Raw genomic sequence first — 25,828 nt, 5'->3', positions numbered from 1 at the left:
TGCACTGGTAATTCCCGCCCTTTTCCGCCATATAGCGGCAAACAGTACGGAATGACCGGAAGAAATGGCAGGCACCGCCCCTTTCGCCAAGATGAACGGCATCGGCAACGAGATCATCGTTGCCGACATGCGCGGCCGTGCCGACCGGGTGACGCCGACAGCTGCGGTCGCGCTCAACGCCGATGCCTCGACGCGGTTCGACCAGATCATGGCGATCCATGAGGCGCGGACGCCGGGTACGGCCTATTTCATCGACATATTGAATTCGGACGGCTCGGGCGCGCAGGCCTGCGGCAACGGCATGCGCTGCGTCGTCCAGGCGCTGGCGGCCGAGACCGGACAAAAGACATTCACCTTCGAGACCGTCGCCGGAATCCTCAACGCGCAGGAACATGCCGACGGCTCGATCTCGGTCGACATGGGCACGCCGCGCTTCGGCTGGCGGGACATTCCGCTCGCTGAGGAGTTTCGCGATACCCGCATGATCGAATTGCAGGTCGGCCCGATCGACGCCCCGGTGCTGCATTCGCCCTCGGTCGTCTCCATGGGCAATCCGCATGCCATCTTCTGGGTCGACCGCGACGTCTGGTCCTACGAACTCGACCGCTTCGGACCGCTGCTCGAAAGCCATCCGATCTTCCCCGAGCGCGCCAACATCACCATCGCGCAGGTGACCTCGCCCGACAGCATGATCATCCGCACCTGGGAACGCGGCGCCGGCCTGACCAAGGCTTGCGGCACGGCATCCTGCGCCGCCGTCGTGGCTGCGGCCCGCACCCGGCGCACCGGGCGCAGCGTCAATCTACTGACCCCCGGCGGCGGCTCGCTGCACGTCGAATGGCTTGAAAACGACCATGTCATCCTGACCGGTGCGGCCGAATGGGAGTTTTCCGGCAGCTTCGATCCCTCGAGCGGCGCCTGGGCGCGCGACACCGAAAGCGCGGCCTGATGCCCGCTCCTTTCAAGGATGGCGATGTGGGGAAGGGCCCCAATCGCATCGAACTGGTGACCTTCGGCTGCCGGCTGAACACTTATGAATCCGAGGTGATGCGGCGCGAGGCCGAAACTGCGGGCCTCGGTGGGCTGGCTGGCGGCGCCGTCATCTTCAACACCTGCGCCGTCACCGGCGAAGCGGTCCGCCAGGCCAAACAGGCGATCCGCAAGGCGCGCCGCGACAACCCCGAAGCTCGCATCATCGTCACCGGCTGCGCGGCGCAGACCGAGCCGCAGAATTTCGCGGCCATGGACGAGGTCGATCTCGTCCTTGGCAATGAGGAGAAGCTGAAGGCCAATTCCTATCGCGCGCTGCCGGATTTCGGCGTCAACGACAGCGAGAAGGCGCGCGTCAACGACATCTTCTCCGTACGCGAGACCGCCGGCCATATGGTCGATGCCATCGAGGGCAGGGCACGCGCCTTCGTGCAGGTGCAGAATGGCTGCGACCACCGCTGCACCTTCTGCATCATCCCCTATGGCCGCGGCAATTCACGCTCGGTGCCGATGGGCGCCGTGGTCGAACAGGTCAAGCGGCTCACCGGCAACGGCTATGCCGAGATCGTGCTGACCGGCGTCGACATGACCAGTTTCGGCGCCGACCTGCCGGGTGCGCCGAAACTCGGCAGGCTGGTGAAGACGATCCTGCGCCAGGTGCCGGACGTGAAGCGCCTGCGCCTCTCCTCCATCGATTCCATCGAGGCCGACGACGATTTGCTCGACGCCATCGCCACCGAGCCGCGGCTGATGCCGCATCTGCATCTGTCGCTGCAATCGGGCGACGACATGATTTTGAAGCGCATGAAGCGTCGGCATCTGCGCGATCAGTCGATCCGCTTCTGCGAAGACGTGCGCAAGCTGCGCCCCGACGTCGTCTTCGGCGCCGACATCATCGCCGGCTTCCCGACCGAGACGGAGGCGATGTTCGAAAATTCGGCAAAGATCGTCGAGGAATGCGGGCTGACCCACCTGCACGTCTTTCCGTTTTCGCCGCGCGAAGGCACACCCGCCGCGCGCATGCCGCAGGTCCGCCGCGAAGTGATCAAGCAGCGGGCAGCCCGCCTGCGCGCCGCCGGCGAGACGGCATATCGCCGCCATCTGTCGTCGCTCTCCGGAACGCGCCAGTCGATCCTGATCGAGCGCGATGGGCTCGGCCGCACCGAAGGGTTTACGCCCGCCGCGCTCGCCACCGGCGCGCCGGGCGAGATCGTCGAAGCAACAGTCACCGGTCATGACGGCGCCCGGCTGATCGCGGCCCCGCTTGCCGCCCGCGCCGCCTGAGAAACGCAAGAGATGGCCGGGTTCTTCAAGAAGATATTTTCGTTCGGCAAGAAGGAGGTCGTCGAGGAGCGCGTCGACGAGACCGCCCCGCTGCCGCCGATCAAATGGGATCAGCTCGACACGCTGAAGCCGGCGGCCGAGCAGGCCGTTCCGGAATTCCTGAAGCGGGAGGAGACCCAGGCTCAGCCTCCCGTCGAGCCCGCGCCGCCCGAGGAGCCGACACCCGAGCCTGCCCCGGCCATTCCGCCGGTGCCGGAGCCGACTGTTCCGCCCGAGCCGGAACCGCTGCCGGAGCCGCGGCCGGAGGAGGAACCGGCACCGACGCCCGAGCGCCCGGAGCCGCCGGCACCTGAGGAAGTTCCGACACCTCCGGCCATTCCGGAGCCTGCGCCCGAACCGCGGCCGCAGGAGGTACCGCCGCCAGCGCCCGCCGAGCCGGAAATTGTCCCGTCGCGCCCGGAGCAGCTGCCGGAACCGGCACCCGCCGAAGTACCGACGCCCGCCGAAGTTCCGGTCGAGACACCGGCGCCAATCGAGATTCCTACGACACCGTCTTCGGCGCAGCCGTCACAGGCCGGCGCCCCCCCTCATCCGCCTGCCGGCGCCTTCTCCCCGTATAGTGACGGGGAGAAGGAAGAAGTTCCATCGCCAACGCCTCCCTCTCTCCGTCCTTCATGGGGAGAGGGTAAGGGTGAGGGGCGCCAGCCTGTCGAGAACCTGGCACCCAGTGCCGAAACCGCCGCCGAAATCTCGCCGCCAATTCGCCAGCCTGCGCCGATCGAGCCGCAGCCTGTGCGCGCCGAGATCGCGCCGGAACCTGAGGCAGTTCCCGCGCCGCCGAAGCCCACGCCCGCTCCCGTCAAGGTGACGGTCGCCAGAAAAGTGGAGCAGAAGGCCGAGCCGCAGAAGGCGCCGGAGCCGGCGCCGCGGCGCTCCTGGTTCCAGCGCATGCGGGACGGGCTTGCCCGTTCCTCGCGCGAATTGTCGGGCAACATTGCTGGCGTCTTCACCAAGCGCAAGCTCGACGACGACACGCTGCAGGACCTGGAGGACGTGCTGATCCGCGCCGATCTCGGGCTGGAGACCGCCTTGCGCGTCACCGATTCGCTGGCCGCCAGCCGATACGGCAAGGATGTCTCCGACGCCGAGGTCCGCACCGTGATGGCGCAGGAGGTCGAGAAGGTGCTGACCCCCGTCGCCCTGCCGCTGGAACTCGACCTCAGCCACAAACCGCATGTCATCCTGGTGGTCGGCGTCAACGGCACCGGCAAGACCACGACCATCGGCAAGCTGGCGGCCAAACTGACCGATGGCGGCCTGTCGGTGATGCTGGCCGCCGGCGACACGTTCCGCGCCGCCGCTATCGAGCAGCTCAAGATCTGGGGCGAGCGGACGAAATCGCCGGTCATCGCCTCCAAGCTCGGCGCCGATGCCGCCGGCCTCGCCTACGATGCCTTCGAGAAGGCGAAGGAAGCGGGTTCCGACGTGCTGATCATCGACACCGCCGGCCGATTGCAAAACAAGGCCGAGCTGATGGCGGAGCTCGAGAAGATCGTGCGCGTGCTGGGCAAGCTCGATCCGGAAGCGCCGCACACCGTGCTGCAGACGGTCGACGCCACCACCGGCCAGAACGCGCTCAACCAGGTGGAGATCTTCCGCAACATCGCCGGCGTCAACGGCCTGGTGATGACCAAGCTGGACGGCACGGCGCGTGGCGGTATTCTGGTGGCGATCGCGGCAAAACACAGATTGCCGGTCTATTTCATCGGCGTCGGCGAACAGGTCGACGACCTCGAACCGTTCTCGGCAAGCGAATTCGCCAGGGCGATCGCTGGCGTTGCGTAACGGCATGATCCCGGAAGTTGCTTCAACCGGATCGTGCGTAAGAAGGAAGATATGAACCCACCCATTCTCGAACGCGATCCGTCCGACCCGCAGAAAGAGAAGAAGGAAGGCGTCAACCCGCTGCTCAAGCTCGTTCTCGAGCTAGGGCCGCTGCTGGTGTTCTTTTTCGCCAATGCGCGAGGCGAATGGCTGACGCAGAAATTCCCGGCGCTGGCTGAATTCGGCGGCCCGATCTTCGTCGCCACCGGCCTGTTCATGGCCGCCACCGCGATCGCGCTGGTCGCGTCGTGGCTACTCACCCGCACCCTGCCGATCATGCCGATGGTGTCGGGCGTCGTCGTCTTCATCTTCGGCGCGTTGACGCTCTACCTGCAGGACGACATCTTCATCAAGATGAAGCCGACCATCGTCAACACGCTGTTCGGCGGCGTGCTGCTCGGAGGGTTGTTCTTCGGCAGATCTCTGCTTGGCTACGTCTTCGATTCCGCCTTCAGGCTCGATGCCGAGGGCTGGAGAAAACTCACCTTCCGCTGGGGTCTGTTCTTCCTGTTCCTGGCCCTCGTCAACGAGGTGGTGTGGCGGAATTTTTCGACCGATGCCTGGGTTACCTTCAAGGTCTGGGGCATCATGCCGATCACGCTTCTGTTCACCTTCAGCCAGATGCCGCTGATCCTGCGCCATTCGCTGGACGACAAGACCGGCGGCGAAGAGAAGGCCGGCAAGTAAGGCCTGCAAATTGGGGGGAGTGCCATGGAATTCGTTACCACGCACGAAGAGCTGCGGACGATCTACAAGACGCCGCGTCCGACGGATGGTTCGATCCGCAAGGAATTGAAGGCGCTGGACGGCCATTGCCGCTCCTTCATCGGCAAGAGCCCCTTCGTGCTGATCGGCTCCTCCGACGGCGAAGGCAATGCCGATGTGACGCCCAAAGGCGACAAGCCAGGATTCGCCGCCGTGCTTGACGACAGGACCATCGCCATCCCCGACCGGCCCGGCAACAACCGGCTGGATACGCTGGAGAACATCCTGCTCAACCCGTCGGTCGGGCTGCTGTTCCTCATTCCCGGCATGAACGAGACGCTGCGCGTCAACGGCGACGCCCGCATCACCGTCGACGGGGGTTTGCGCGAACGGCTGGCCGTCGACGGCAAGGAGCCGCAGAGCGTCGTCGTGGTCGCCGTCAAGGCCGCCTACATGCATTGCGCCAAGGCCTTCATGCGCTCCGAGCTTTGGAAGCCGGAGAGCTGGCACGATCGCGCCACGCTGCCGACGCTCGGCCAGATCCTGCGCGACCAGCTGGCGCTCGCCGATTCGGCCGAGGCGACCGACCGCTGGCTGGACGACGAATACAAGCAGACGATGTGGTAGCCTGCGCGGAAGATTCGTCCGAGCGTCGCCTTGCTGAACCTCCTTGCCATTTCCGGCAGCCTGCGGGCGGCCTCCACCAATTCGGGCCTGGTCGCGGCACTGGCGTGGAACGCGCCAGAGGGCTGCCGCGTCGCCATCCATGAAGGACTCGGCCTGCTGCCGATCTTCAACCCCGACGACGAGGGTGAGCGGACGCCGTCCGAAGCGTCCAGGCTGATCGATGCCGTCGCCGCCGCCGACGGCGTCATCATCTCATGCCCGGAATATGCGCATGGCGTGCCGGGCGGCCTGAAGAATGCGCTCGACTGGCTGGTCTCGCGCGATGCCGCCGTCGACAAGCCGGCCATGCTGGTGCACGCCTCGCCGCGCTCGCTCTATGCCCGCGCCGCATTGGCGGAGATCATGCGCACCATGTCCTTCGCGCTTCATGACGGCGGGCTGGAGATCGGGCTGCTCGGCAAGAAGCCAGCTGAGGTGGAGGCCGTCCTGGGGGAGCAGGCGAACGCGTTGGCAATGCGCGATGCGTTGTCCGCTTTCGCGGATTTCATTCGCGCGCGTTAGCGCCTACCCTTTTCTCAGCGTCTCGACATCGGTCTTGCCGACATACCAGTCGCGGGCGTTGACCTCCTCGAAGACCACCCAGACATCGTCATTGCCGAGCCCGGTGGCGTCCATGATCGCCGCCGTGACTTTTTTGGCGATGTCGGCTTTCTTGCCGGCCGGATCGGCGGCGATCACTTCCTTGACGATGCGGATGTTGACGAATGGCATGACGTCCTCCCCTTTAATTCAGCTCAGTAGGTCTTGGCGCCGTTCACCATCAGCCGGACCATGTAGAGCGAAGTGGTGCCGGCGATGTAGAGACAGTTCAGCTTGGCGCCGCCGAACACGCAATTGGCCGTCACCTCGGGCACCTTGACCTTGCCGATCAGCGTTCCGTCCGGATCGTAGCAATGGATGCCATCGGCGGCGCTGGTCCAGATGCGCCCGGCATCATCGAGCCTGAAGCCGTCGAACAGGCCTGCGGTGCAGTCGGCGAAGACTTTTTCACCCGAGACCTTCTTGCCGCCCTCGCCGACATTGAATACCCGCATATGCGCCGGGTTCTGCGCGCCATGCGTGCGGCCGGTGTCGACGACATAGAGCTTGCTCTCGTCGAGCGAGAAAGCCAGCCCGTTCGGCCTGACCATGTCGGTGATGACAGCCTCGACATCGCCGGTACCGGGATCGACCCGGTAGACATGGCAGGCGCCGATCTCGCTCTCGGCCCTGTCGCCCTCGTAATCGGTGTCGATGCCGTAGGTTGGATCGGTGAACCAGATCGAGCCGTCCGACTTGACCACCACGTCATTGGGCGAATTCAGCCGCTTGCCCTTCCATTTGGCGGCGATGGTGGTGACCGAACCGTCGAACTCGGTGCGGCTCACGCGGCGCCCCGAATGCTCGCAGGTCACCAGCCGGCCCTGCCGGTCGACGGTGTTGCCGTTGGAATTGCCGCATGGCTGCCGAAACACGCTGACGCTGCCGTCGGTCTCGTCGTAACGCATCATGCGGTTGTTCGGGATGTCGGACCAGACGACATAGCGGCCGGCGGCGAACCAGGCCGGCCCTTCCGCCCATCGGCAGCCGGTGAAGAGCTTATCCACTTGCGCATTGCCGTTGAACAGCCGCGCAAAACGCGGATCGAGAATTTCGTAGTCGGCGGCGGCCATTCTTTCCTCCCGGTAACGTTGGCAATCCGGCGGCGATCAAGCCAGCAGGAGATCGATATGGCAAGGTCGGCGGCGATGACATTTCCGCAATTTGTAAGACAAAACGACAGGAACCGGCATTCCCATCACGGAAGGGCAATGCGCCGGCGCCGGGGGTGGCGTTCAGGCGCCATTAACCGGCTATGCACATAGCGCAATGGTGCATTGCAACATCTTCTTTTTGCGATGCACTATTCCTATGTCATGCTCCGTATCGATCAAGGGAGGAAGAAACCGGCCGCCAAATGCGGCCCAGAAGGAAACTCGCTATGATCCTCGACAGCCTCTTGACCCGCGCCCGCAGCAGCATCGCCAAGCGCAAGAACTACAACCGCCTCGTCGCTGAAATCGACAGCTTCTCCAGCCGCGATCTGGCCGACATGCGCGCCGACCGCTCGGAAATGCTTTATCAGGTCCACAAGCAGATCTACGGCTGAGCCCCCAACAAGCAAATTCGCGCGCTCCGAGACATTGCTGTTCCTCAACGGTGATGACGAGGGCGCGTGAAAACAGAAGCATTTGACGCGTCGGCGAGCGGCGAACGCTTGTCCTTCAATTGTCGACGCGCCCGAAAGCCGGCACCTCGCCGATGACGGTGCGCCGGTCCTTGCCGCAGGCGAAGGACCGTGCTTTCTCGTCGGCAAGCTTGCGCGCCTGATCGTTGGCGGCAGGATTTCCTGTAGCCAGCACCAGTGCGACCGTGCAGCCGTCGCGCGCATCCATTTGCGCGACCTTGGAGACAAGCAGCACGTCGGTGGGTTTCTTTTCGTCTTCCGGATTGCTGATGGAGCGGCGGTGAATGACCGCGAACGGCACCGCCTTGTCGCCGTCGGTCTCGATGCGCCACTCGATCCTGGCGCCTGAGGAATTGAAGCCGGAGAAACTTTCCCAGACCGATGTCATGTCGCCGCCGGGCGGGAAACCATAAAACAGCGATTCGCGCGCATCGTCATAGGCGATCAGCACCGGATAGCCACGATAGCCCGAACAGGCGAGGTCGGCCCAGTCGCCATCGCCGTCCCCGGCTTGCGCATAGGTGACGCAGTCGTTCTTCCAGTCGAGATCGGTGTAGGCGCTCGATATCTCGCCGGCATGCGCTGCCTGGCAGACGCTGGCGAGAACGAGCGGAAGAACCAGGCTGCGCATCGCGGACATCTCCGTTGAAGGTCGCAGCAGCCTATCGCCAAACACTATTTCTTCAAGCTCGCCTCGATCAGCAGATCGGCGTTGATCGCCACCGACGCCGCCGGGCCGCCGGCGCCGAACAACTGGCCGCTGATATAGGCGCCTTCGATCAGAAGCAGCAGACCGTCGCCCAGCGTGTCGGCGTCGGCGGCATTCATTGCGGCGGCCATGGCGCGCAGGCGGCGGCGCAGTTCCTGCTTGTTGTCCTCGCTCACCACGCGCGCCGGATGGCCGCGCTCGGGATATTCTACGGCCGCATTGGTCATGCCGCAGCCGCGATAGTCAGGCTTCTGCGTGCGCTTGCCGACGCGGGTCAGGAAGGCTCGGATTTGCGCGCGCGGATCGCCGGGATGGGCGTTCACCGCCTCGTCGAAGCGTTCCCAGAATTCGAGGTCGTATCGGCGCAGATAAGAGGCGGCCAATTCGTCCTTGGAGGGGAAGCTGCGATAGAGGCTGGGCTTCGTGACCCCGGCGCGCCTGACGATCTCGTCGACGCCGATTGCCCTGATGCCTCGCCTGTAGAACAGGTCGCGCGCCACGCCGAGTATCTTTTCCGCCGCCTTTGGCGGAGCCGACGCGTGAGCGCTGCTGATGGACGGTTCAATTTTATTGTCTGGTGGCATTCGCGGTCTCGGTTGACACTGTTACCGATCGGTACGTATACATGTTCCACCCTGCAACGTACCGGTCAGTAACATGCTAGCTCAATCCCGTCCGTTTGGCCAGCGCTACGCTTTCGTCGTGGTCGCCGTCATCTTTCTCTGCCTGCTGATCGCGGCCGGCCTGCGCTCCGCGCCAGCCGTCATGATGCTGCCGCTGGAGGAAAGTTTTGGCTGGCGGCGCGACGTGGTGTCGCTGGCTGCCGCGGTCGGCATCTTCCTCTACGGCCTGACCGGACCGTTTGCCGCTGCGCTGATGGAGCGGATCGGGCTGCGGCGCACGCTGCTTGCCGCGCTTGTCGTGATGTCGGCCTCCACCGCGCTCAGCCTGCTGATGACCAAGCCATGGCATCTGCTGATCACCTGGGGCGTGTTTTCCGGCGTCGGCTCCGGCGCGGTCGCCACCGTGCTCGGCGCCACCATCGTCAACCGCTGGTTCAAGACCAACCGCGGTCTCGTCATGGGCTTGATGTCGGCCTCCAGCGCCACCGGTCTGCTGGTCTTCCTGCCGCTGCTGGCCTCGCTGGCGCAATCAGGCGGCTGGAAGCCGGTCGTCACCGCCATCTCCGTCGCAACGGCCTGTCTGGTGCCGCTGGTGCTGCTGCTGGTGCCGGAACGCCCGGCATCGATCGGCATGGTGCGCTATGGCGCGGAAGCCGACGACGTGCCGCCGGTACCGCCGGCGGCACAAGGCAATTTCCTGACCCACACGCTGACCACGCTGCGCCGCGCCGCCGGCACGCGCGTCTTCTGGTACCTGTTCGCCACCTTCTTCGTCTGCGGTTTCACCACCAACGGGCTGGTCGGCACGCATCTCATCGCATTTTGCGGCGATATGGGCATCAACGAGGTGCAGGCGGCTGGCCTGTTGTCGATGATGGGCATTTTCGACCTGATCGGCACCACGCTGTCGGGCTGGCTCACCGACCGTTTCGATCCGCGCAAGCTGCTCGGCGTCTATTATGCGATCCGCGGCCTTTCGCTGATCTATCTGCCCTATTCCGGCTTTTCGGCGACCAGTCTGATCATCTTCGCCGTGCTTTACGGTCTCGACTGGATCGCCACCGTGCCGCCGACGCTGCGGCTCGCCAATGAAGCCTTCGGCGACCGCAGCGGCCCGATCGTGTTCGGCTGGATCGTCGCGGGCCATCAGGTGGGCGCGGCAACCGCCGCCTTCTTCGGCGGCACCATGCGCGAACTGCAAGGCAATTACGAACTGGCCTTCCTGATCGCCGGCATGACCGCGATTGCCGCCGCCTGTATCTCGCTCCTGATCAACACCAGCCGGCCGGCGTTCGACCCGGAGCCGCAGGCGGCGTAGTGCGCCTTCGGACGAGGGGCGATCTTTCAATAAGGGGGAGATCGGCAGCTTCGCCAACGGCGCGCAGCCGATCAGTCGGGATAGCAGACTAACGGAACGTTGGGCCAAACCGCGCTATCGCAGTTGGCGCTTTGCTGCCTTTGCTTGAAGGCCGCGCTGACCGGCCCCGTCACCACCGGATCGACCCCATCGGGCGCATCCGCAAAGACCTGTTCGGCGCTCGGGATATCGCTCGGCAGAGCGGGCCGCGCTTCCTTGAGCGTCGCCGCGGATTGAGCGGCGCCGGCAGCCAGCAGCACGGCGAGAGCCGCAGTTGCGAGAATCGGCCGAAATTTGACGACTGCGTTGGTCATGGTGTTCGAACTGCCCGGGCCCGCAAAAGGTTCCCGCCTTGGTTAACAAAACCATTTCACATGGCGATGCTTAAGATTTGATGATTATTTGGTGTCGCGCTTCCTCTTTCGCAAATGCGAAAAACCCTGTATGAGCCGCGCAACACGAAAGAGGCGGCGCCTTTTGGCCTGCTGCCTGCAACGCTCCCGAGACCAGATCATGAACCTCCGCAATATCGCGATCATCGCGCACGTCGACCATGGAAAGACCACCCTTGTCGACCAGCTTCTGAAACAATCCGGCGCCTTCCGCGACAATCAGCGCGTCGCCGAACGCGCCATGGATTCCAACGACCTCGAAAAGGAACGCGGCATCACCATCCTGGCCAAGGCGACCTCGGTCGACTGGAAGGGTACCCGCGTCAACATCGTCGACACCCCCGGCCACGCCGATTTCGGCGGCGAGGTCGAGCGCATCCTGTCGATGGTGGATTCGGCGATCGTGCTGGTCGACGCCGCCGAAGGCCCGATGCCGCAGACCAAGTTCGTCGTCGGCAAGGCGCTCAAGGTCGGCTTGAAGCCCATCGTCGTCATCAACAAGATCGACCGGCCGGACGCCCGCCATGTCGAGGTGGTCAACGAGGTGTTCGACCTGTTTGCCGCGCTCGACGCCACCGACGAGCAGCTCGACTTCCCGATCCTTTATGGTTCGGGGCGCGACGGCTGGGTCTCGGAAAATCCGGAAGGTCCCAAGGACCAGGGCCTGTCGCCGCTGTTCGACCTCGTCCTCAAGCATGTGCCCGCGCCGACCGTGCATCCCGGCCCGTTCCGCATGATCGGCACTATCCTGGAAGCCAATCCGTTCCTCGGCCGTATCATCACCGGCCGCATCGAGAGCGGAACGCTGAAGGCCAACCAGGCGGTCAAGGTGCTGCATCATGACGGCACCCAGATCGAAACCGGCCGCATCTCCAAGATACTGGCCTTCCGCGGCCTCGAGCGCCAGCCGATCGAGGAAGCGCAGGCGGGCGACATCGTCGCCATTGCCGGCCTGTCCAAAGGTACCGTCGCCGACACGTTCTGCGACCTGAGCGTGAGCGAGCCGCTGCACGCGCAGCCGATCGATCCGCCGACCGTGACCATGTCTTTCCTCGTCAACGATTCGCCGCTGGCCGGCACGGAAGGCGACAAGGTGACCAGCCGCGTCATCCGCGACCGCCTGCTGCGTGAAGCCGAGGGCAATGTCGCGCTCAAGATCGAGGAATCGCCTGACAAGGATTCCTTCTTCGTGTCGGGCCGTGGCGAATTGCAGCTTGCCGTGCTGATCGAGACCATGCGCCGCGAGGGCTTTGAAATCGCCGTGTCGCGGCCGCGCGTCGTCATGCAGAAGGGCGAGAACGGCGAATTGCTGGAGCCGGTCGAGGAAGTCGTCATCGACGTCGACGAGGAGCATGCCGGCGTCGTCGTGCAGAAAATGTCCGAGCGCAAGGCCGAGATGGTCGAATTGCGCCCCTCCGGCGGCAACCGCCAGCGCCTCGTCTTCCACGCGCCGACGCGCGGCCTGATCGGCTACCAGTCGGAACTCTTGACCGACACGCGCGGCACCGCCGTGATGAACCGGCTGTTCCATGCCTATGAGCCCTATAAGGGCGAACTGCCCGGCCGCACCAACGGCGTGCTGATCTCCAACGAGCAGGGCGAGTCCGTCGCCTACGCCATGTGGAACCTGGAGGATCGTGGCCCGATGGTCATCGATCCGGGCGTCAAGGTCTATCAGGGCATGATCATCGGCATCCACTCCCGCGACAACGACCTGGAAGTGAACGTGCTGAAGGGCAAGAAGCTGACCAACATCCGCGCCGCCGGCAAGGACGAGGCGGTCAAGCTGACACCGCCGATCCGCATGACGTTGGAGCGCGCGCTGGCCTGGATCCAGGACGACGAGCTGGTCGAGGTGACACCGAAGACCATCCGCCTGCGCAAGCTTTATCTGGATCCCAACGAGCGCAAGCGCTTCGAGAAATCGTCCAAGGCCGTCGGCGCCGCGTAATTTCTGCTTTCTGATCGTATCCGGGAGGGGCGGAGCACCAGGTGCTTCGCCCCTCTGCCGTTCATCCCCTGGCGGCAGATATGATGGCCTGCCGGTCGGGTTCGCCGGCCAGATCGACGCGGACCGTCGTCCCGTCGCGTGCCGGCTTGCGCAAAGCCTTGGCCCCGTCGCAATCGACAACCAACAGGCCTTTCTCCTCCAGGGCTTGAAGCCGCGAACGTGAGATGCCGAGTTCGTTGGCGAGCAAACGATCGAGCCGCAGCGATATCGGCATTTCGAGCCCGAGCCGGAGCTCCAGCACGCTTGCAGCTTCGCTTGTCCCGCCAAGCGCCGTCTTGTGCACGTCGACGTCGGGAAACTCCTCGACACGCCCCACCTGGCCGCGCAGTGCGGTCACATCGAATGCATGGCGCCGGGCAAGTGCTGCATCGTTGCTCTCCAGCGCCCGCAGCAGCGCCGGCTCGATGTCGCGGCGGTTGCGGCGCTCGAAAATGCTGAAATTCCAGGAATTGTCGCAGTTGATACAACGATAGATCAGCCAGACGTCAATGCGCTTGCCGTTGGCGTTGACGCGGAACTTTCCGTTGCTGCGATAGGCTTTGATGTCGCCGCAGCGATTGCAGGTGATCAGGGGACGTGGTGCGGTTTGAGGCGCGACCGTCCAGCGGATGCGCAGAATAGAAGACATGCCGATAAGCCCTTCCCGTCGGGAAGTTCATCAGGTCGGCAATGTCGAGATGCCCAGGCGGGCGCGGCGTGGCGGTAGGCTGCGGTTCTTGGGATCAGGCGTCGCGGCGCATGCGACAGCGGTTCAGCAGTGCCAAACCGGTCTCGAACCGCCGCCCAGAGGAACACATGAAATGGAAAAAGCACCGTTGTGGCGGCGCCATGCATTGTGTCGGGGGAGTTGACGAGACCGGCGGTTACGTAGGCAAAGTGAAGCTCGAAATTGTTTCGCGGCGATCTATCTAGCCGCGAGATGCCGGGCCGGCAAGCATGTTGATGCTACCGAAGCTCGATCGCTTGCGCTAATGTCTGGCATTGCTAATGTCTGGCATTGAAGGTTTTCAAGCCGAGATCCTCGCCATGCACCTCACCTCGCTCCTGATCTTCGCCGCCGCGCTCTTCGTGGCCGCCGGTTCGCCGGGTCCTTCGATCGCGGCACTCGTCGCCCGCGTCATCGCCAAGGGATTTCGCGACGTGTTCCCGTTCCTACTCGCCATGTGGATCGGCGAGGGCATCTGGCTGTCCCTGGCGGTGTTCGGGCTGGCGGTGGTGGCGCAGACTTTCCATTTCGCTTTCGTCATCGTCAAATGGGTCGGCGTCGCCTATCTCGCTTACCTCGCCTGGAAGATGTGGACCCCTGTCGAAGCGAAAGAAGGCGAGATGCCGCGCGAGGACTCGCCCGGCAAACTGTTCTTCGCCGGCATGGCCGTGACGCTCGGCAACCCCAAGATCATGATGTTCTACCTGGCCTTGCTGCCGACCATCATCGACCTTGCTTCGGTGACGGTGGTTGGCTGGATCGAGCTGACGGCGACCATGGCGGTGGTGCTTGTTATCATCGACCTTGCCTGGGTGCTTGCCGCCGCCCAGGCGCGCAAGCTCCTGAAGAGCAAGCGCGCCATGAGAATTGCCAACCGCGTCAGCGCCACCACCATGGCCGGTGCAGCCGCGGCGATCGCGGCGCGCTCGTGACTGTCACATCATTTCGACGATCGGCGCGATCTCGACGCTGAAGGCCGGGTTCATCAGGATCGGGCAATCCCTGGCCTTGGCGACGGCATCGTCGATGTCCCTGGCTTCCACGATCGTGTAGCCGGCGGTCGGGTTGCTGCCGCCATTGTTCTCGACCTTGCCGTCGGGCAGCACCGTCTTCGACATGCCGACCGGATTGCCGCCATCGATCACGGCCGAGCCGAGCTTGCCGTACCAGCCGTTCCAGGCATCCATCGCGGCTTTGCGTTCGGCCTCCTCGGTCGGCATCTTGCCGGAGCCGTGATAGACATAGAGAAATTTCGCCATGTTCTCCTCCCTTGTCGGCGGCATCGAACCGGCATGCGGTCATGCCGCCCGGCGATCATCGGACCAAACCGACATACAAGCAATGAGAATGAGCGATAGCTAATATACTGCCGAGTCAGGCCCTGATCGTCACCTTGCCATGGCGTGGTACTCGGGGTTCGGGCGCATATCGATTGCCGCCGCCACCCGGTTCGACATGTTGAAGAAGGCGGCCGTGGAGGCGATGTCCCAAATGTCGCGATCGGTGAAGCCGGCCATACGCAGGGCCGCGCGGTCGGCTTCGACGATCTTGGCCGGCTCCTCTGTCAGCTTGACCGCGAATTCCAGCATCGCGACCTGCTTCGATGAAAGATCGGCGGCGCGGAAATTCATTACCATCATCTCGCCGAGCGAAGGGTCGCCCGACAGCTGCCGCACGGCGGCGCCATGCGCCGTCAAGCAGTAGTAGCAATGGTTGATGGAGGAGACAGCGACCGCGATCATCTCGCGCTCCAGCTTCGACAGGCCTGAATCACCCAGCATCAGATCATTGTACATGTCGGTGAAGGCACGCAGCTTCTTGTCGTCGAAGGCATAGGCGCGCAACACGTTGGGGACCAGGCCGAGCTTCTCCTCGCATTTGGTGAAATAGGTCCTGGTCGCATCGCTCAGCTCAGCGGCGGCGAGATCGAGCGCGGTGATCCTGTCGGTCATGGGCATTCCTCCTCGTTTGTCGCCGGCTGCCGCCGAATTGCGATAATTCTTGGCACGCCGTCAAACCTTTGTCGCCAAATAGCGGTCATCTGCTACATAGTCCGCAAAAGCATACGACGGGAGGAAAGAAGCGTCATGGCCAGCGTGAAATCGGCGAGTAGGTCGAAGAAGAAAGCCACGGCGATGCCGAAGACGCAGGAAAGGCCAGCCAGGCTCGCCGACTACCTGCTCGCCCGCGCGCCGGCGGAAGACATTGCCGCCTATGAGGTGGCCGACCTCGAACGCGCCGCGGATCTCGCCGGCCGCGCGGTCGCCGGTCACAAGAAGGGCGCGTGCGCCGTCGCCGTCGACACCGATTCCGGCGTCGTTCGCGAGGGCCGACCCGTCACGATCGTCACCGTCGTCAACGACAATATGCCTTTCCTGTTCGATTCCATACTCGGCGAGATCACCGAGAGTGCCGGCGAGCCGACCCTGGTCACCCATCCCGTCATCACCGTCCGCCATGGCAAGGACGGCGTCGAGGAAATTCTCGGCGACGGCAATTTCGCCAGGGACGACGGCAGCCACGACCGGCTGAGCGTCATCCATGTCCATATTCCCCGGCTGACCCCGGAGCAGGCGAACGGCTTGGCAGAGCGGCTGCGCAAGATACTCGGCCAGGTCCATTCAGCCGTCAGCGACTGGAAGCCGATGCTGGCCCGCCTCGACCAGGCGATCTCGGAATTCCGCTATTCGGCGGTACCCTTGGACAAGAAGAGCGTGGCCGAGGCGATCGCCTTCCTGGAGTGGCTGCGCGACGACAATTTCACTTTCCTCGGCATGCGCGAATTCACATATGTCGGCGGCGAGGAAAGCGGCACGCTGGAGCGTGCCGACAAGCCTGGCCTGGGCATATTGTCCGACCTGGACGTGCTGGTGCTGCGGCGCGGCACCGAAGCGGTGACGACAACGCCGGAGATTCGAGCCTTCCTGCATGGGCCGGAGCCGCTGATCGTCACCAAGGCCAATGCCAAGTCTTCCGTGCACCGGCGCATCTATCTCGATTATATCGGCATCAAGACCTACACCGCCAAGGGCGCTCTGGCGGGCGAACTGCGCATTGTCGGCCTGTTCACGTCGACCGCCTACACGCGCTCGGTGATGAAGATCCCCTATCTCAGGTCGAAGGCCGAAACCGTCATCGCCAAATCCGGTTTCGACCGGCACGACCACTCCGGCAAGGCGCTGATCAACGTGCTGGAGAGCTATCCGCGCGACGAGCTGTTCCAGGTACCGGTGCCGATCCTGAGGAAGCATGCCGCGGCCATTCTGGGCCTCGTCGAGAGGCCGCGCGTGCGGGCACTTGTGCGCGCCGACCAGTTCGACCGCTTCGTCTCCATCCTCGTCTTCGTACCGCGCGACCGTTACGACAGCGTCGTGCGCGAGAAGGTCGGCACCTACCTCAAAACGGTGTTCGAAGGCCGGCTGTCGGCCTACTACCCGGCCTTCCCGGAAGGCGGGCTGGCGCGCGTGCATTTCATCATCGGCCGCTCCGGCGGCAAGACGCCGAAGGTCGAACAGGCAACGATCGAGGCGGCGATCCGCGACATCGTGCGCACCTGGGAGGACGCCCTTTCCGAGGCGGCGGAAACCAGCGGCAGCGACCCGGCGCTGAAGAGGATCGCGGCACGATTTCCGGAAAGCTACCGGGACTCCTTCAGCGCCGGTGTGGCGCTGATCGATGCCGGGCGTATCGCCAGGATCAGCGCCAGCAATCCGATCGCCATCGATTACTATCGCCATGCCGAGCAGAAGCCGCACCAGGCGGCGCTGAAAATCTATCACCATGGCAGCCCGGTGGCGCTGTCGCGGCGCGTGCCGGTGCTGGAAAACATCGGCTTCCGCGTCATCAGCGAGCGCACCTTCGAGGTCGGCGACGACAAGGCCGGGAATAGTGACCAGCCCGGCATGATCAATAGTGATCAGCCCGGCACCGTCTTCATTCACGACATGGAGCTGGAGAACAGCTACGGAAAGCCGATCGACCTCAGCAATGGCGGCGCGCTGTTCGAGGACGCGTTCCTGTCGGTGTGGCGCGGCGACGTCGACAATGACGGGTACAACGGCCTTGCCCAGACCGCCGGCCTGTGGTCGGGCGAAATCACCATCCTGCGCGCCTATGGGCGGTATTTGCAGCAGGCCGGAATTCCGCAGAGCCAGGATTTCATCGCCGCGGCTCTCAACCGCTATCCCGAGATCGCACGCGGCCTGCACGCGCTGTTCATCGCCCGGCTCGGCCCGACAGCCGAGACGGAAGGCGTGGTGGCAGCAAAGCATCTCAAGGCCAAGATCAGGGACGCGCTGGAAGACGTTCCCAACATCGACGACGACGCCATCATCCGCCGCTACCTCAATCTCATCGAAGCCTCGCTGCGCACCAATCATTTCGTTGCCGATACGAAAGCCAAGGGCCAGTCGCTGGCGATCAAACTCGATTCGCGTTCGGTCGACGGATTGCCCGAGCCGCGACCGTGGCGGGAAATCTTCGTCTACGGCTCTGAGGTCGAGGGCGTGCATCTGCGCTTCGGTCCGGTGGCGCGCGGCGGCCTGCGCTGGTCGGACCGCGCCCAGGATTACCGCACCGAGGTGCTCGGCCTGGTCAAGGCACAGCAGGTCAAGAACGCGGTCATCGTGCCGGTCGGTGCCAAGGGCGGATTCTATCCGAAGAAGCTGCCGATGAGCGCCGGCCGCGACGCCATCTTCGAAGCTGGTACCTCGGCCTACAAGAACTTCGTTTCCAGCCTTTTGTCGATCACCGACAATATCGGCCTCGACGGCGTCATCCCGCCGGCCGGCGTTGTCAGGCGCGACCAGGACGACCCCTATTTCGTCGTTGCCGCCGACAAGGGCACGGCAACTTTCTCCGACACCGCCAACGCCATCAGCGAAAGCCATGGCTTCTGGCTTGACGATGCCTTCGCCAGCGGCGGTTCGGCCGGCTATGACCACAAGAAGATGGGCATCACCGCCAAGGGCGCGTGGGAGGCGGTCAAGCGACATTTCCGCGAGATGAACCGCGACATCCAGACCACGCCCTTCTCCGTCGTCGGGGTGGGCGACATGTCGGGCGACGTGTTCGGCAACGGCATGCTGTTGTCGCCGAAGACAAGGCTGATAGCCGCCTTCGACCACCGCGACATCTTCATCGATCCCGATCCCGACATGGCGGCATCGATGGCCGAGCGCCAGCGCATGTTCGCTCTTCCCCGTTCGAGCTGGCAGGACTACGACAAGAGCAAGCTCTCCGAGGGCGGCGTCATCGTCTCGCGCGGCCAGAAATCGATCACCTTGCCGGCCGCTGCTGCTGCTGCGATCGGCCTCAACAAGACGACCGCCACGCCGGTCGAGATCATGAGCGCCATCCTCAAGGCGCCCGTCGACCTCTTGTGGTTCGGCGGCATCGGCACGTATTTGCGGGCCTCGACCGAGACCAATGCCGAGGTCGGTGATCGCGCCAACGACGCCGTCCGCATCACCGCGCTCGACGTGCGCGCCAAGGTGATCGGCGAGGGCGCCAATCTCGGCGTGACGCAGCGCGCGCGCATCGAATTCGGCATGAATGGCGGGCGTTGCAATTCCGACGCCATCGACAATTCGGGCGGGGTCAACTGTTCCGACGTCGAGGTCAATATCAAGATCGCGCTGGCGTCCGCCATGCGCAAAGGGTCGTTGACCCGCCCGGCGCGCGACAAGCTTCTCGCCGAGATGACCGGCGAGGTCGGCGAGCTGGTCCTGTCCAACAACTACCAGCAGACGCTGGCGCTCTCCATCGCCCGCAAGCGCGGCCTCGCCGACATCGCCCACCAGGCCCGCTTCATGTCGGCGCTGGAAGCACGCGGCCTGCTCGACCGCACGGTCGAGACGCTGCCCTCGCCGGCGGCCCTTGCCGAGCGCGAGGCGCGCGGCGAGCCGCTGACCAGGGCCGAGCTCGGCGTGCTGCTCGCCTATGCCAAGATCGTGCTGTTTTCCGACATCGTCGCAAGCGACGTGCCTGACGAGCCGCATTTCGACCGCGACCTGATGGGTTATTTCCCCGACCGGATGGCGAAGAAATATGCCGCCGAGATCCACGGCCATCGCCTGCGCCGCGAGATCATCGCCCGCGTCGTCGCCAATGAGCTGGTCAACCGCGGCGGTCCCTCCTTCGTCAACCGGTTGCGGGAAGCGACGGGGCGCACCGCCGCCGACGTGGTGCGCACCTTTGCCGTGGTGCGCGACGGCTTTGCCTTGCCGGCGCTTTACCGCGAGATCGACGCGCTCGACAATCAGATCGACGGCCAGATGCAGCTCGATCTTTACCAGGCGGTCAGCCGGCTGATCTACGTGACCAGCGGCTGGTACTTGAAAAACCACGCCGGCACGGCGCCGCTTGCCCAGCGCATCGCCGAATTGCAGGAGGCCCGCAAGGCGCTGGAGCCGAAACTCGTTTCGCTGCTCCCCGATTATTCGCGCGAACGGATCGACGAGAAGCGGCATGGACTGTTCAAGGCCGGGGCGCCGGACAGGCTGGCAGCGCAGCTGGCGCTGGCCGATGTGGCGGAGCTGATCCCCGACATCGCGCTGACGGCGCGAACGGCAGGCGCCGACATCGTCGCCGCGGCGAAGGCCTTCTTCGCGGTCAGCGACGCCTTCCGTATCCCGCGCGTCGAGGAGGCGGCCCGCTCCATCACGCCGGCGGACTATTACGACCAGCTCGCCCTGTCGCGCGCCACCGACACGATCGGGACCGCGCGGCGCGGCATCGCGGTGGCGGCACTCGTGAACCACGCCGGGGCAGCCGACCCGGTGGCGGCGTGGCTGGAGGCCGGCGGGGAGAGGATCGGCCGCACCCGCGAACGGCTGCAGGCGCTGACCGAGGGCGGCGACATCACCGTGTCGCGGCTGTCGGTGGCATCGGGCCTGATGAGCGATCTGACAGGGATGTGAGCCATAGCTTGGTAGGTCGGCGGCGCCCCTCATCCGCCTGCCGGCACCTTCTCCCCGTATAGGACGGGGAGAAGGGAGCTTGCCGTACCGCCGGCACCCTTCTACGGAGTTGGCCGGTGGCGAAAGTCGCGAATGAGCGTCTTTCTCCCCGTTCTATACGGAGAGAAATGCCCGGCACGGCAATGAGGGGCGGCGCGACGCGTGTTCGTTTGCATGACCAGCGGAAAACATGCAGACATGGGGTGAACCGCCCAACGAAACGAAGGCGACCGGAGGGGACATGGCCGAAGTAGCAGTGCAGCGGGCGTCCGGGCGCGGCATCTGGGGGTGGATGTTGTTCGACTGGGCGGCGCAGCCCTTCTTCACGGTCGTCACCACCTTCATCTTCGGCCCCTATTTCGTTTCGCGCATGGCCAGCGATCCGACCACCGGCCAGGCCGTCTGGGGCTACGGCATCGCCGCGGCCGGACTGGTCATCGCCGTGCTGTCGCCGATCCTCGGTTCGATCGCCGACCAGACCGGGCCGCGCAAGCCGTGGATCGCCTTCTTCGCGGCGATCAAGATCGCCAGCCTGGCGCTGCTGTGGCTCGCCGCGCCCGGCTCGAACCTGTTCCTGATCGTGGCATTGTTCTCGCTGGCCTCGGTGGCGGCTGAATTCTCCACCGTCTTCAACGATTCCATGATGCCGCGCCTGGTGCCGAAGAGCGAGATCGGCCGCATCTCCAACATGGCCTGGGGGCTTGGCTATCTCGGCGGTATGATCGCGCTGATCTTCGTCGTGCTGTTCCTGGCCGGATCGCAGGAGACCGGCAAGACCATCATCGGCCTCGACCCGCTGTTCGGGCTGGACCCGAAGCTCGGCGAGGATGCCCGCGCCACCGGGCCGCTGTCGGCCGGCTGGTATTTCCTGTTCATCCTGCCGATGTTCCTCTTCACTCCCGATGCCATCAAAGGCATCCCGATCAAGCCTGCGGTGCGCGAAGGCCTGTCGGAGCTGAAGTCGACCTTGGTCGAGGTGCGCAGGCGCGGCGGCATCTTCCGCTTCCTCGTCGCCCGCATGATCTATCAGGACGGCGTCAACGCGCTGCTGGCGCTCGGCGGCACGTTCGCTGCCGGCATGTTCCACTGGTCGATCACCGAAATCGGCATGTTCGGCATCATCCTCAACGTCGTCGCCATCTTCGGCTGCTGGATCGCCGCGCGGCTCGACACCGCGCTCGGCTCCAAGGCGGTGGTGATGATCGCGCTGGTCATGCTTTCGATCGCCACCATCGGCGTCGTCTCGACCGGCCCCGGCTTCACGCTGCTCGGGCTTATCCAGCTCTCGACCACCGATTCCGGGGGCCTGTTCGGCACCGCCGCGGAAAAGGCCTACATCCTCTATGGATTGCTGATCGGGCTCGCCTTCGGGCCGGTGCAGGCGTCATCGCGGTCCTATATGGCGCGCAGCGTCACGGCGTCGGAATCCGGCCGCTATTTCGGCATCTATGCGCTGGCCGGGCGCGCGACCAGTTTCCTGGCGCCGTTCCTGGTGGCGACCATCACGGCGGTGAGCGATTCGGCGCGGCTCGGCATGGCGGTTATCATCCTGTTCCTGGCCATAGGCATGGCGATCCTGATCAGGACGCCGTATCCGGCGGACCGGGCGGCGGAGTGATTTACCCTTCCCCCTTGTGGGGAGGGTCGATCCGCGAAGCGGAGCGGGGTGGGGGACGGCGCTGGCCCCACCCCGTCTCACGAGCTTTGCTTCGCAAACATCGCTCGCCGACCCTCCCCACAAGGGGGAGGGTGAGGCGCTCAATGTCTGAAGTGTCTCACGCCCGTGAACACCATGGCGATGCCATGCTCGTCGGCGGCGGCAACCACATCGTCGTCGCGCATCGAGCCGCCGGGCTGGATCACCGCCGTGGCGCCGGCCTCGATGGCCGACAGCAGGCCGTCGGCGAAGGGGAAGAAGGCGTCGGAGGCGACGACAGAGCCCTTGGTCAGCGGCTCGGCCCAGCCCGCCGCTTCCGCAGCGTCGAGTGCCTTGCGGGCAGCGATGCGCGAGGAATCGACGCGGCTCATCTGCCCGGCGCCGATGCCTACCGTGGCGCTGTCCCTTGCGTAGACGATGGCGTTCGACTTGACGTGCTTGGCGACGCGGAAGGCGAATTTCAGGTCGGCCAGTTCGGCCGGCGTCGGCGCCCGTTTCGTCACCACCTTCAGTTCGAGGTCGTCGACGACGGCGTTGTCCCTGCCCTGCACCAGCAGGCCGCCGGCGACGGATTTGACGGTTGTGCCGATCGCGCGCGGATCCGGCAGGCCGCCCGCGACCAGCAGGCGCAGGTTCTTCTTCGCGGCCACGATCGCTGCCGCCTCGTCGGTGGCGCCGGGCGCGATAATGACCTCGGTGAAGGTCTTCACGATCTCTTCGGCCGCCTCGGCGTCCAGGATGCGATTCACAGCGACAATGCCGCCATAGGCCGAGACCGGATCGCAGGCCAGCGCCCTGGCGTAGGCGGCCTTCAGCGTCGAACCCTCGGCGACGCCGCACGGGTTGGCATGCTTGATGATGGCGACGGCGGCCGAGCGCGCCGGGTCGAACTCGCCGGCCAGCTCGAAGGCGGCGTCGGTATCGTTGATGTTGTTGTAGGAAAGCTGCTTGCCCTGGAGCTGGCGCGCGGTGGCCACGCCCGGCCGCTTGTCGCCATTGACATAGAAGCCGGCGCCCTGGTGCGGGTTCTCGCCATAGCGCATCACGGTTTCCAGCCTGCCGCCGAAGGCGCGCCAGGTCGGGTGCTCGATCTCCAGCGCCTCGGCGAACCAGCCCGAGATTGCCGCGTCGTAGCTGGCGGTGCGGGCAAAAGCCTTGGCCGCGAGCTTCTTGCGGAAATCCAGCGAAAGCGAGCCGATATTCATCTCCAGCGCATTGAGAACGGAGGCATAGTCGCCGGGATCGGTGACGATGGCGACATAGGCGTGGTTCTTGGCGGAGGCGCGGATCATCGCCGGGCCGCCAATGTCAATGTTCTCGACGATCGCCGCGTAGTCGGCGCCGGAGCGGCGGACTTCCTCGAACGGATAGAGATTGGAGACGACCAGGTCGATCGGCTCGATGCCATATTTGTGCATCGCCGCGGCGTGATCGGGATCATCGCGCACGCCGAGCAGGGCGCCATGCACCGACGGGTGCAGGGTCTTGACGCGTCCATCCATGATCTCGGGAAAGCCGGTGAGCTCGGAGACGTCGCGAACCGCCAGGCCGGCATCGGCGATCGCTTTTGCCGTGCCGCCGGTCGACACCAGCTCGACGCCGGAAGCGGCGAGCGCCCTGGCGAGATCGATGAGGCCGGTCTTGTCGAAGACGGAGAGCAGCGCGCGACGCACGGGAACGAGGTCGGGAGCGGGAATGTTCTTGGCGGCGACGGCCATGGGCGTGCTTTCACGGCTGGAGGGGCAGGCCCGCGCCGTATCATATGAGATCAGGAAATCAAGGCGCAAGCTCGGTCAGCGCAGGCGCGGTCAGTTGTTTTCGGGATAGCCGGCGATAGAGGTGCGGGTGAGCTGCCAGTGGACTTCGGCGATGTCGGACGGCTTGAAGGCAAGCACGATCTGCCGGCTTCGGCGCGGGCCGCCGAGACCGGCGAAGTAGATCGATTCCTCGACCTCCGGCACCATCTCGGTGCAGGTGAACACCCAGCTGTCGGCCTGCTCGGCGGTCAGCACCAGGCGGTCATGCTCGTCCTGCAAAAGGTTGATGTCGGGATGGACGTGGAAGCGCACGGTGACGAAATCGCGGCCATTGTTGCGGATCGCCGCACCTCCAGGACGCTGGAAGCGGTCCCTGCCGGTCAGCACATTGCCGTTCGAGGACAGTTTCAGCTCGCGCTCGTGCAGGAAACCGAAGCGCTGGATATAGCCGTCATGGCGGGCGATGAAGCCTTGAACGCCCTTCTGGTCGATACGCTTGCACTGCACATGCTGCGGGCCGCCGATCAAAGGCGACCCCAGAAGATCGTTGATGCGCAGCGAATGGCTGAACCGCGCCGACGAGGTGTCGTTGATGGTGGCGGTCGAATGCGCGGCGGTGGCGCGGGCCAGGGGCCGGAATTCGGCGGCGCCATAGGTGTCGATGCCGGCATTGACGATGTAATGCTGGCGGCCCGACGACAGCTCGAACGCAAGGCAGCTGGCATGGGCGGCATTGGAGACGTGGACGGGCGGCGGCAGGCCGGTGTCGGCGATGACGGTGACGCCACCCATGGACAGCCGCTCATAGCCCGAATGCGGTGCATGCAGCAGCGGCGAGCCGGCGGTGTCGTCGTGGCGCAGGATGCTGGCGATGCGGTCATGGATGGTGGCGCCCATGCCGTTGAAGCGGGCGAGGCTGCCGTCCTGGTGGCGGAAGAAGCGCAGCGCCGGCAGCATCCTGTCGATGGCGCCGATCAGGGCCTGTGGCGGCGCTTCCGCCTGGTTGGCGTAGGTCTGCCGCAGCGGCAAAAGGTCGGCGAGGATTTCCAGCACCGCCATTGGGTTGCGCGAGATGTGGCCGCCATCAGGAAGGATCTGGCGGTCCAGTTCCTCGGCGAGGTTGCGGGTGGCGCCGCGCAGCGCCGATGCGGGCGCCGGCAGCGACAGGGCGGCGAAGGCGAGGGCGATGCGGGCGCGCAGCCTGTCCTTGCCGTCAGGCATTTCGCGCGCCATCGACCTGAGGTAGCGGATCTGGACGGCCAGCGATTTCAGGAAGGCGCGGTAGAACGGGAATTCAGCGCCTTGCAGCACGATCGAGGAATGCTGCAGCCAGGCGATAATGCGCTTGGCGGCCGTGCCGGGCTCCCAGGCAATGCCGGAAATGTTGTTTCCATGCGTGGCGATCCAGTCGGACACCAGCGCACGCGCATTGGCGGCGGCAAGCTCGGTGCCGGCGGCGCGCATGTGACGCAGCCAGCGAAAGCCATGCAGCGTCTTCTGCCAGCCGTAATTGGGAACGCTGATCTGGAAGGGCGACTTGCCGCCGGTCTCGACCATATGTCCCGACAAGGGATAGCGGCCATAGTAGATCTCAAGCGCGATCTGCGGGTCGGCCAGCCGCAGGTCCGGCGGCGCGATCAGCACCCGTTCGGGCGTGCGGCCGGAATAGCGCCAGCGATAAACCGGTCCGGCACGCAGGCGCCGGCGCGTTTTGCGCCAAAACTCCTTCGCGACAAGCGCCCACAGACGCGTCGTGTTGCCGGCAGCAAGTGCCAAAACCCCTCCTGATCGTCCTCTATCCCAAGGGCAAGCTTATCTGATTCAACGATTCATGCGAAGGCGAATTCCCGCGAGCGGTGACGCTGCGCCTGGCTTGGCCGCGGATGCTCCCCAAAAAAGTC

Annotated in this window: 22 protein-coding genes; 12 read left to right on the top strand and 10 right to left on the bottom strand. The window is 64.8% G+C overall.

Annotated elements, in window-relative coordinates:
- The first annotated feature begins 64 nt into the window (after window positions 1-64).
- The 6 genes from dapF to FJ942_RS26680 are packed head-to-tail and all read left to right on the top strand — an operon-like array spanning window position 65 to window position 6,051.
- Window positions 65-949 carry a diaminopimelate epimerase gene (gene dapF / locus FJ942_RS26705; protein ID WP_140670620.1) on the top strand — a complete coding sequence of 295 codons (885 nt, stop codon included), beginning with the start codon at window positions 65-67 and terminating at the stop codon, window positions 947-949.
- The gene (gene mtaB / locus FJ942_RS26700) at window positions 949-2,274 is read left to right on the top strand and encodes a tRNA (N(6)-L-threonylcarbamoyladenosine(37)-C(2))-methylthiotransferase MtaB (RefSeq protein ID WP_140899484.1); all 1,326 of its coding nucleotides are present in this window, start codon (window positions 949-951) and stop codon (window positions 2,272-2,274) included. The genes dapF and mtaB overlap by 1 nt, the downstream gene beginning before the upstream one ends.
- Window positions 2,275-2,286: 12 nt before the next feature.
- A complete protein-coding gene (gene ftsY / locus FJ942_RS26695; RefSeq protein WP_140899482.1) occupies window positions 2,287-4,119 on the top strand; it encodes a signal recognition particle-docking protein FtsY in 1,833 nt (610 codons plus the stop codon).
- A 51-nt stretch (window positions 4,120-4,170) separates the two neighbouring features.
- Window positions 4,171-4,845: a septation protein A gene (locus FJ942_RS26690; protein ID WP_140492839.1), complete on the top strand. Its 675-nt coding sequence runs from the start codon at window positions 4,171-4,173 to the stop codon at window positions 4,843-4,845.
- Window positions 4,846-4,869: 24 nt separating this feature from the next.
- Window positions 4,870-5,490 (top strand): pyridoxamine 5'-phosphate oxidase family protein, encoded by a 621-nt coding sequence (locus tag FJ942_RS26685; RefSeq protein WP_140899480.1) that lies wholly within the window; start codon window positions 4,870-4,872, stop codon window positions 5,488-5,490.
- 30 nt (window positions 5,491-5,520) lie between these two features.
- The gene (locus FJ942_RS26680; protein WP_140899478.1) at window positions 5,521-6,051 is read left to right on the top strand and encodes an NADPH-dependent FMN reductase; all 531 of its coding nucleotides are present in this window, start codon (window positions 5,521-5,523) and stop codon (window positions 6,049-6,051) included.
- Between the two features lie 3 nt (window positions 6,052-6,054).
- Here FJ942_RS26680 and FJ942_RS26675 read toward each other — a convergent pair whose 3' ends face one another.
- Entirely contained in the window at window positions 6,055-6,261 is a 207-nt protein-coding gene (locus FJ942_RS26675) for a 4-oxalocrotonate tautomerase family protein (protein ID WP_013892236.1), read from the bottom strand.
- Between the two features lie 23 nt (window positions 6,262-6,284).
- Window positions 6,285-7,202 carry an SMP-30/gluconolactonase/LRE family protein gene (locus FJ942_RS26670; RefSeq protein ID WP_140518068.1) on the bottom strand — a complete coding sequence of 306 codons (918 nt, stop codon included), beginning with the start codon at window positions 7,200-7,202 and terminating at the stop codon, window positions 6,285-6,287.
- A 308-nt stretch (window positions 7,203-7,510) separates the two neighbouring features.
- On the opposite strand from FJ942_RS26670, the gene FJ942_RS26665 reads away from it, so the two are divergent.
- Window positions 7,511-7,678: a hypothetical protein gene (locus tag FJ942_RS26665; RefSeq protein WP_140492852.1), complete on the top strand. Its 168-nt coding sequence runs from the start codon at window positions 7,511-7,513 to the stop codon at window positions 7,676-7,678.
- A gap of 115 nt (window positions 7,679-7,793) precedes the next feature.
- Here FJ942_RS26665 and FJ942_RS26660 read toward each other — a convergent pair whose 3' ends face one another.
- Together FJ942_RS26660 and FJ942_RS26655 are read right to left on the bottom strand one after the other, a co-directional pair.
- A complete protein-coding gene (locus FJ942_RS26660) occupies window positions 7,794-8,387 on the bottom strand; it encodes a hypothetical protein (protein ID WP_140554860.1) in 594 nt (197 codons plus the stop codon).
- A 44-nt stretch (window positions 8,388-8,431) separates the two neighbouring features.
- The gene (locus FJ942_RS26655) at window positions 8,432-9,049 is read right to left on the bottom strand and encodes a TetR/AcrR family transcriptional regulator (protein ID WP_140670614.1); all 618 of its coding nucleotides are present in this window, start codon (window positions 9,047-9,049) and stop codon (window positions 8,432-8,434) included.
- A 73-nt stretch (window positions 9,050-9,122) separates the two neighbouring features.
- Here FJ942_RS26655 and FJ942_RS26650 point away from each other — a divergent pair, with 73 nt between their 5' ends.
- Window positions 9,123-10,406, top strand: a complete 1,284-nt coding sequence (locus FJ942_RS26650; RefSeq protein ID WP_140880322.1) for an MFS transporter — start codon at window positions 9,123-9,125, stop codon at window positions 10,404-10,406.
- 71 nt (window positions 10,407-10,477) lie between these two features.
- On the opposite strand, the gene FJ942_RS26645 is transcribed toward FJ942_RS26650, so the two are convergent.
- Window positions 10,478-10,705, bottom strand: coding sequence for a hypothetical protein (locus tag FJ942_RS26645; protein WP_224681103.1), 228 nt, complete (start codon window positions 10,703-10,705; stop codon window positions 10,478-10,480).
- Between the two features lie 253 nt (window positions 10,706-10,958).
- Here FJ942_RS26645 and typA point away from each other — a divergent pair, with 253 nt between their 5' ends.
- Window positions 10,959-12,788 (top strand): translational GTPase TypA, encoded by a 1,830-nt coding sequence (gene typA / locus FJ942_RS26640; protein ID WP_140492867.1) that lies wholly within the window; start codon window positions 10,959-10,961, stop codon window positions 12,786-12,788.
- A gap of 61 nt (window positions 12,789-12,849) precedes the next feature.
- Here the strand turns inward: typA and FJ942_RS26635 are convergent, their stop codons facing one another.
- Complete coding sequence (locus FJ942_RS26635) at window positions 12,850-13,476, bottom strand: DUF1062 domain-containing protein (RefSeq protein ID WP_140899476.1); 627 nt, start codon at window positions 13,474-13,476, stop codon at window positions 12,850-12,852.
- 398 nt (window positions 13,477-13,874) lie between these two features.
- Here FJ942_RS26635 and FJ942_RS26630 point away from each other — a divergent pair, with 398 nt between their 5' ends.
- Window positions 13,875-14,486, top strand: a complete 612-nt coding sequence (locus tag FJ942_RS26630) for a LysE family translocator (protein WP_140899498.1) — start codon at window positions 13,875-13,877, stop codon at window positions 14,484-14,486.
- 3 nt (window positions 14,487-14,489) lie between these two features.
- On the opposite strand, the gene FJ942_RS26625 is transcribed toward FJ942_RS26630, so the two are convergent.
- On the bottom strand, window positions 14,490-14,813 hold the full coding sequence (locus FJ942_RS26625; RefSeq protein WP_140662781.1) for a YciI family protein: 324 nt from the start codon (window positions 14,811-14,813) through the stop codon (window positions 14,490-14,492).
- A 129-nt stretch (window positions 14,814-14,942) separates the two neighbouring features.
- A complete protein-coding gene (locus FJ942_RS26620) occupies window positions 14,943-15,506 on the bottom strand; it encodes a peroxidase-related enzyme (protein WP_140899474.1) in 564 nt (187 codons plus the stop codon).
- 135 nt (window positions 15,507-15,641) lie between these two features.
- Between FJ942_RS26620 and FJ942_RS26615 the strand changes: the two genes are divergently transcribed.
- Together FJ942_RS26615 and FJ942_RS26610 are read left to right on the top strand one after the other, a co-directional pair.
- Window positions 15,642-20,474, top strand: coding sequence for an NAD-glutamate dehydrogenase (locus FJ942_RS26615; protein ID WP_140899472.1), 4,833 nt, complete (start codon window positions 15,642-15,644; stop codon window positions 20,472-20,474).
- A gap of 280 nt (window positions 20,475-20,754) precedes the next feature.
- The gene (locus tag FJ942_RS26610; RefSeq protein WP_140899470.1) at window positions 20,755-22,131 is read left to right on the top strand and encodes an MFS transporter; all 1,377 of its coding nucleotides are present in this window, start codon (window positions 20,755-20,757) and stop codon (window positions 22,129-22,131) included.
- A 140-nt stretch (window positions 22,132-22,271) separates the two neighbouring features.
- On the opposite strand, the gene purH is transcribed toward FJ942_RS26610, so the two are convergent.
- A complete protein-coding gene (gene purH, locus FJ942_RS26605; RefSeq protein WP_140518060.1) occupies window positions 22,272-23,888 on the bottom strand; it encodes a bifunctional phosphoribosylaminoimidazolecarboxamide formyltransferase/IMP cyclohydrolase in 1,617 nt (538 codons plus the stop codon).
- Window positions 23,889-23,978: 90 nt separating this feature from the next.
- Window positions 23,979-25,703 (bottom strand): heparinase II/III family protein, encoded by a 1,725-nt coding sequence (locus FJ942_RS26600; protein WP_140518222.1) that lies wholly within the window; start codon window positions 25,701-25,703, stop codon window positions 23,979-23,981.
- Between the last annotated feature and the right edge of the window lie 125 nt (window positions 25,704-25,828).

The sequence above is a fragment of the Mesorhizobium sp. B2-4-2 genome, from assembly GCF_006442845.1.
Lineage (GTDB): Bacteria > Pseudomonadota > Alphaproteobacteria > Rhizobiales > Rhizobiaceae > Mesorhizobium.
The sequence above is the reverse complement of the archived record's forward strand: the minus strand, read 5'-3'. Positions and strand labels throughout refer to the sequence as shown.

Excerpts from the sequence above, each read along its gene's own strand:
- FJ942_RS26625 (WP_140662781.1), bottom strand. The coding sequence starts at position 14,813 with ATGGCGAAATTTCTCTATGTCTATCACGGCTCCGGCAAGATGCCGACC.
- dapF (WP_140670620.1), top strand. The coding sequence starts at position 65 with ATGGCAGGCACCGCCCCTTTCGCCAAGATGAACGGCATCGGCAACGAG.
- FJ942_RS26670 (WP_140518068.1), bottom strand. The coding sequence starts at position 7,202 with ATGGCCGCCGCCGACTACGAAATTCTCGATCCGCGTTTTGCGCGGCTG.
- mtaB (WP_140899484.1), top strand. The coding sequence starts at position 949 with ATGCCCGCTCCTTTCAAGGATGGCGATGTGGGGAAGGGCCCCAATCGC.
- FJ942_RS26660 (WP_140554860.1), bottom strand. The coding sequence starts at position 8,387 with ATGCGCAGCCTGGTTCTTCCGCTCGTTCTCGCCAGCGTCTGCCAGGCA.
- FJ942_RS26615 (WP_140899472.1), top strand. The coding sequence starts at position 15,642 with ATGGCCAGCGTGAAATCGGCGAGTAGGTCGAAGAAGAAAGCCACGGCG.
- FJ942_RS26675 (WP_013892236.1), bottom strand. The coding sequence starts at position 6,261 with ATGCCATTCGTCAACATCCGCATCGTCAAGGAAGTGATCGCCGCCGAT.
- purH (WP_140518060.1), bottom strand. The coding sequence starts at position 23,888 with ATGGCCGTCGCCGCCAAGAACATTCCCGCTCCCGACCTCGTTCCCGTG.
- FJ942_RS26650 (WP_140880322.1), top strand. The coding sequence starts at position 9,123 with ATGCTAGCTCAATCCCGTCCGTTTGGCCAGCGCTACGCTTTCGTCGTG.
- FJ942_RS26620 (WP_140899474.1), bottom strand. The coding sequence starts at position 15,506 with ATGACCGACAGGATCACCGCGCTCGATCTCGCCGCCGCTGAGCTGAGC.
- typA (WP_140492867.1), top strand. The coding sequence starts at position 10,959 with ATGAACCTCCGCAATATCGCGATCATCGCGCACGTCGACCATGGAAAG.
- ftsY (WP_140899482.1), top strand. The coding sequence starts at position 2,287 with ATGGCCGGGTTCTTCAAGAAGATATTTTCGTTCGGCAAGAAGGAGGTC.
- FJ942_RS26635 (WP_140899476.1), bottom strand. The coding sequence starts at position 13,476 with ATGTCTTCTATTCTGCGCATCCGCTGGACGGTCGCGCCTCAAACCGCA.
- FJ942_RS26665 (WP_140492852.1), top strand. The coding sequence starts at position 7,511 with ATGATCCTCGACAGCCTCTTGACCCGCGCCCGCAGCAGCATCGCCAAG.
- FJ942_RS26690 (WP_140492839.1), top strand. The coding sequence starts at position 4,171 with ATGAACCCACCCATTCTCGAACGCGATCCGTCCGACCCGCAGAAAGAG.
- FJ942_RS26655 (WP_140670614.1), bottom strand. The coding sequence starts at position 9,049 with ATGCCACCAGACAATAAAATTGAACCGTCCATCAGCAGCGCTCACGCG.
- FJ942_RS26685 (WP_140899480.1), top strand. The coding sequence starts at position 4,870 with ATGGAATTCGTTACCACGCACGAAGAGCTGCGGACGATCTACAAGACG.
- FJ942_RS26610 (WP_140899470.1), top strand. The coding sequence starts at position 20,755 with ATGGCCGAAGTAGCAGTGCAGCGGGCGTCCGGGCGCGGCATCTGGGGG.
- FJ942_RS26630 (WP_140899498.1), top strand. The coding sequence starts at position 13,875 with ATGCACCTCACCTCGCTCCTGATCTTCGCCGCCGCGCTCTTCGTGGCC.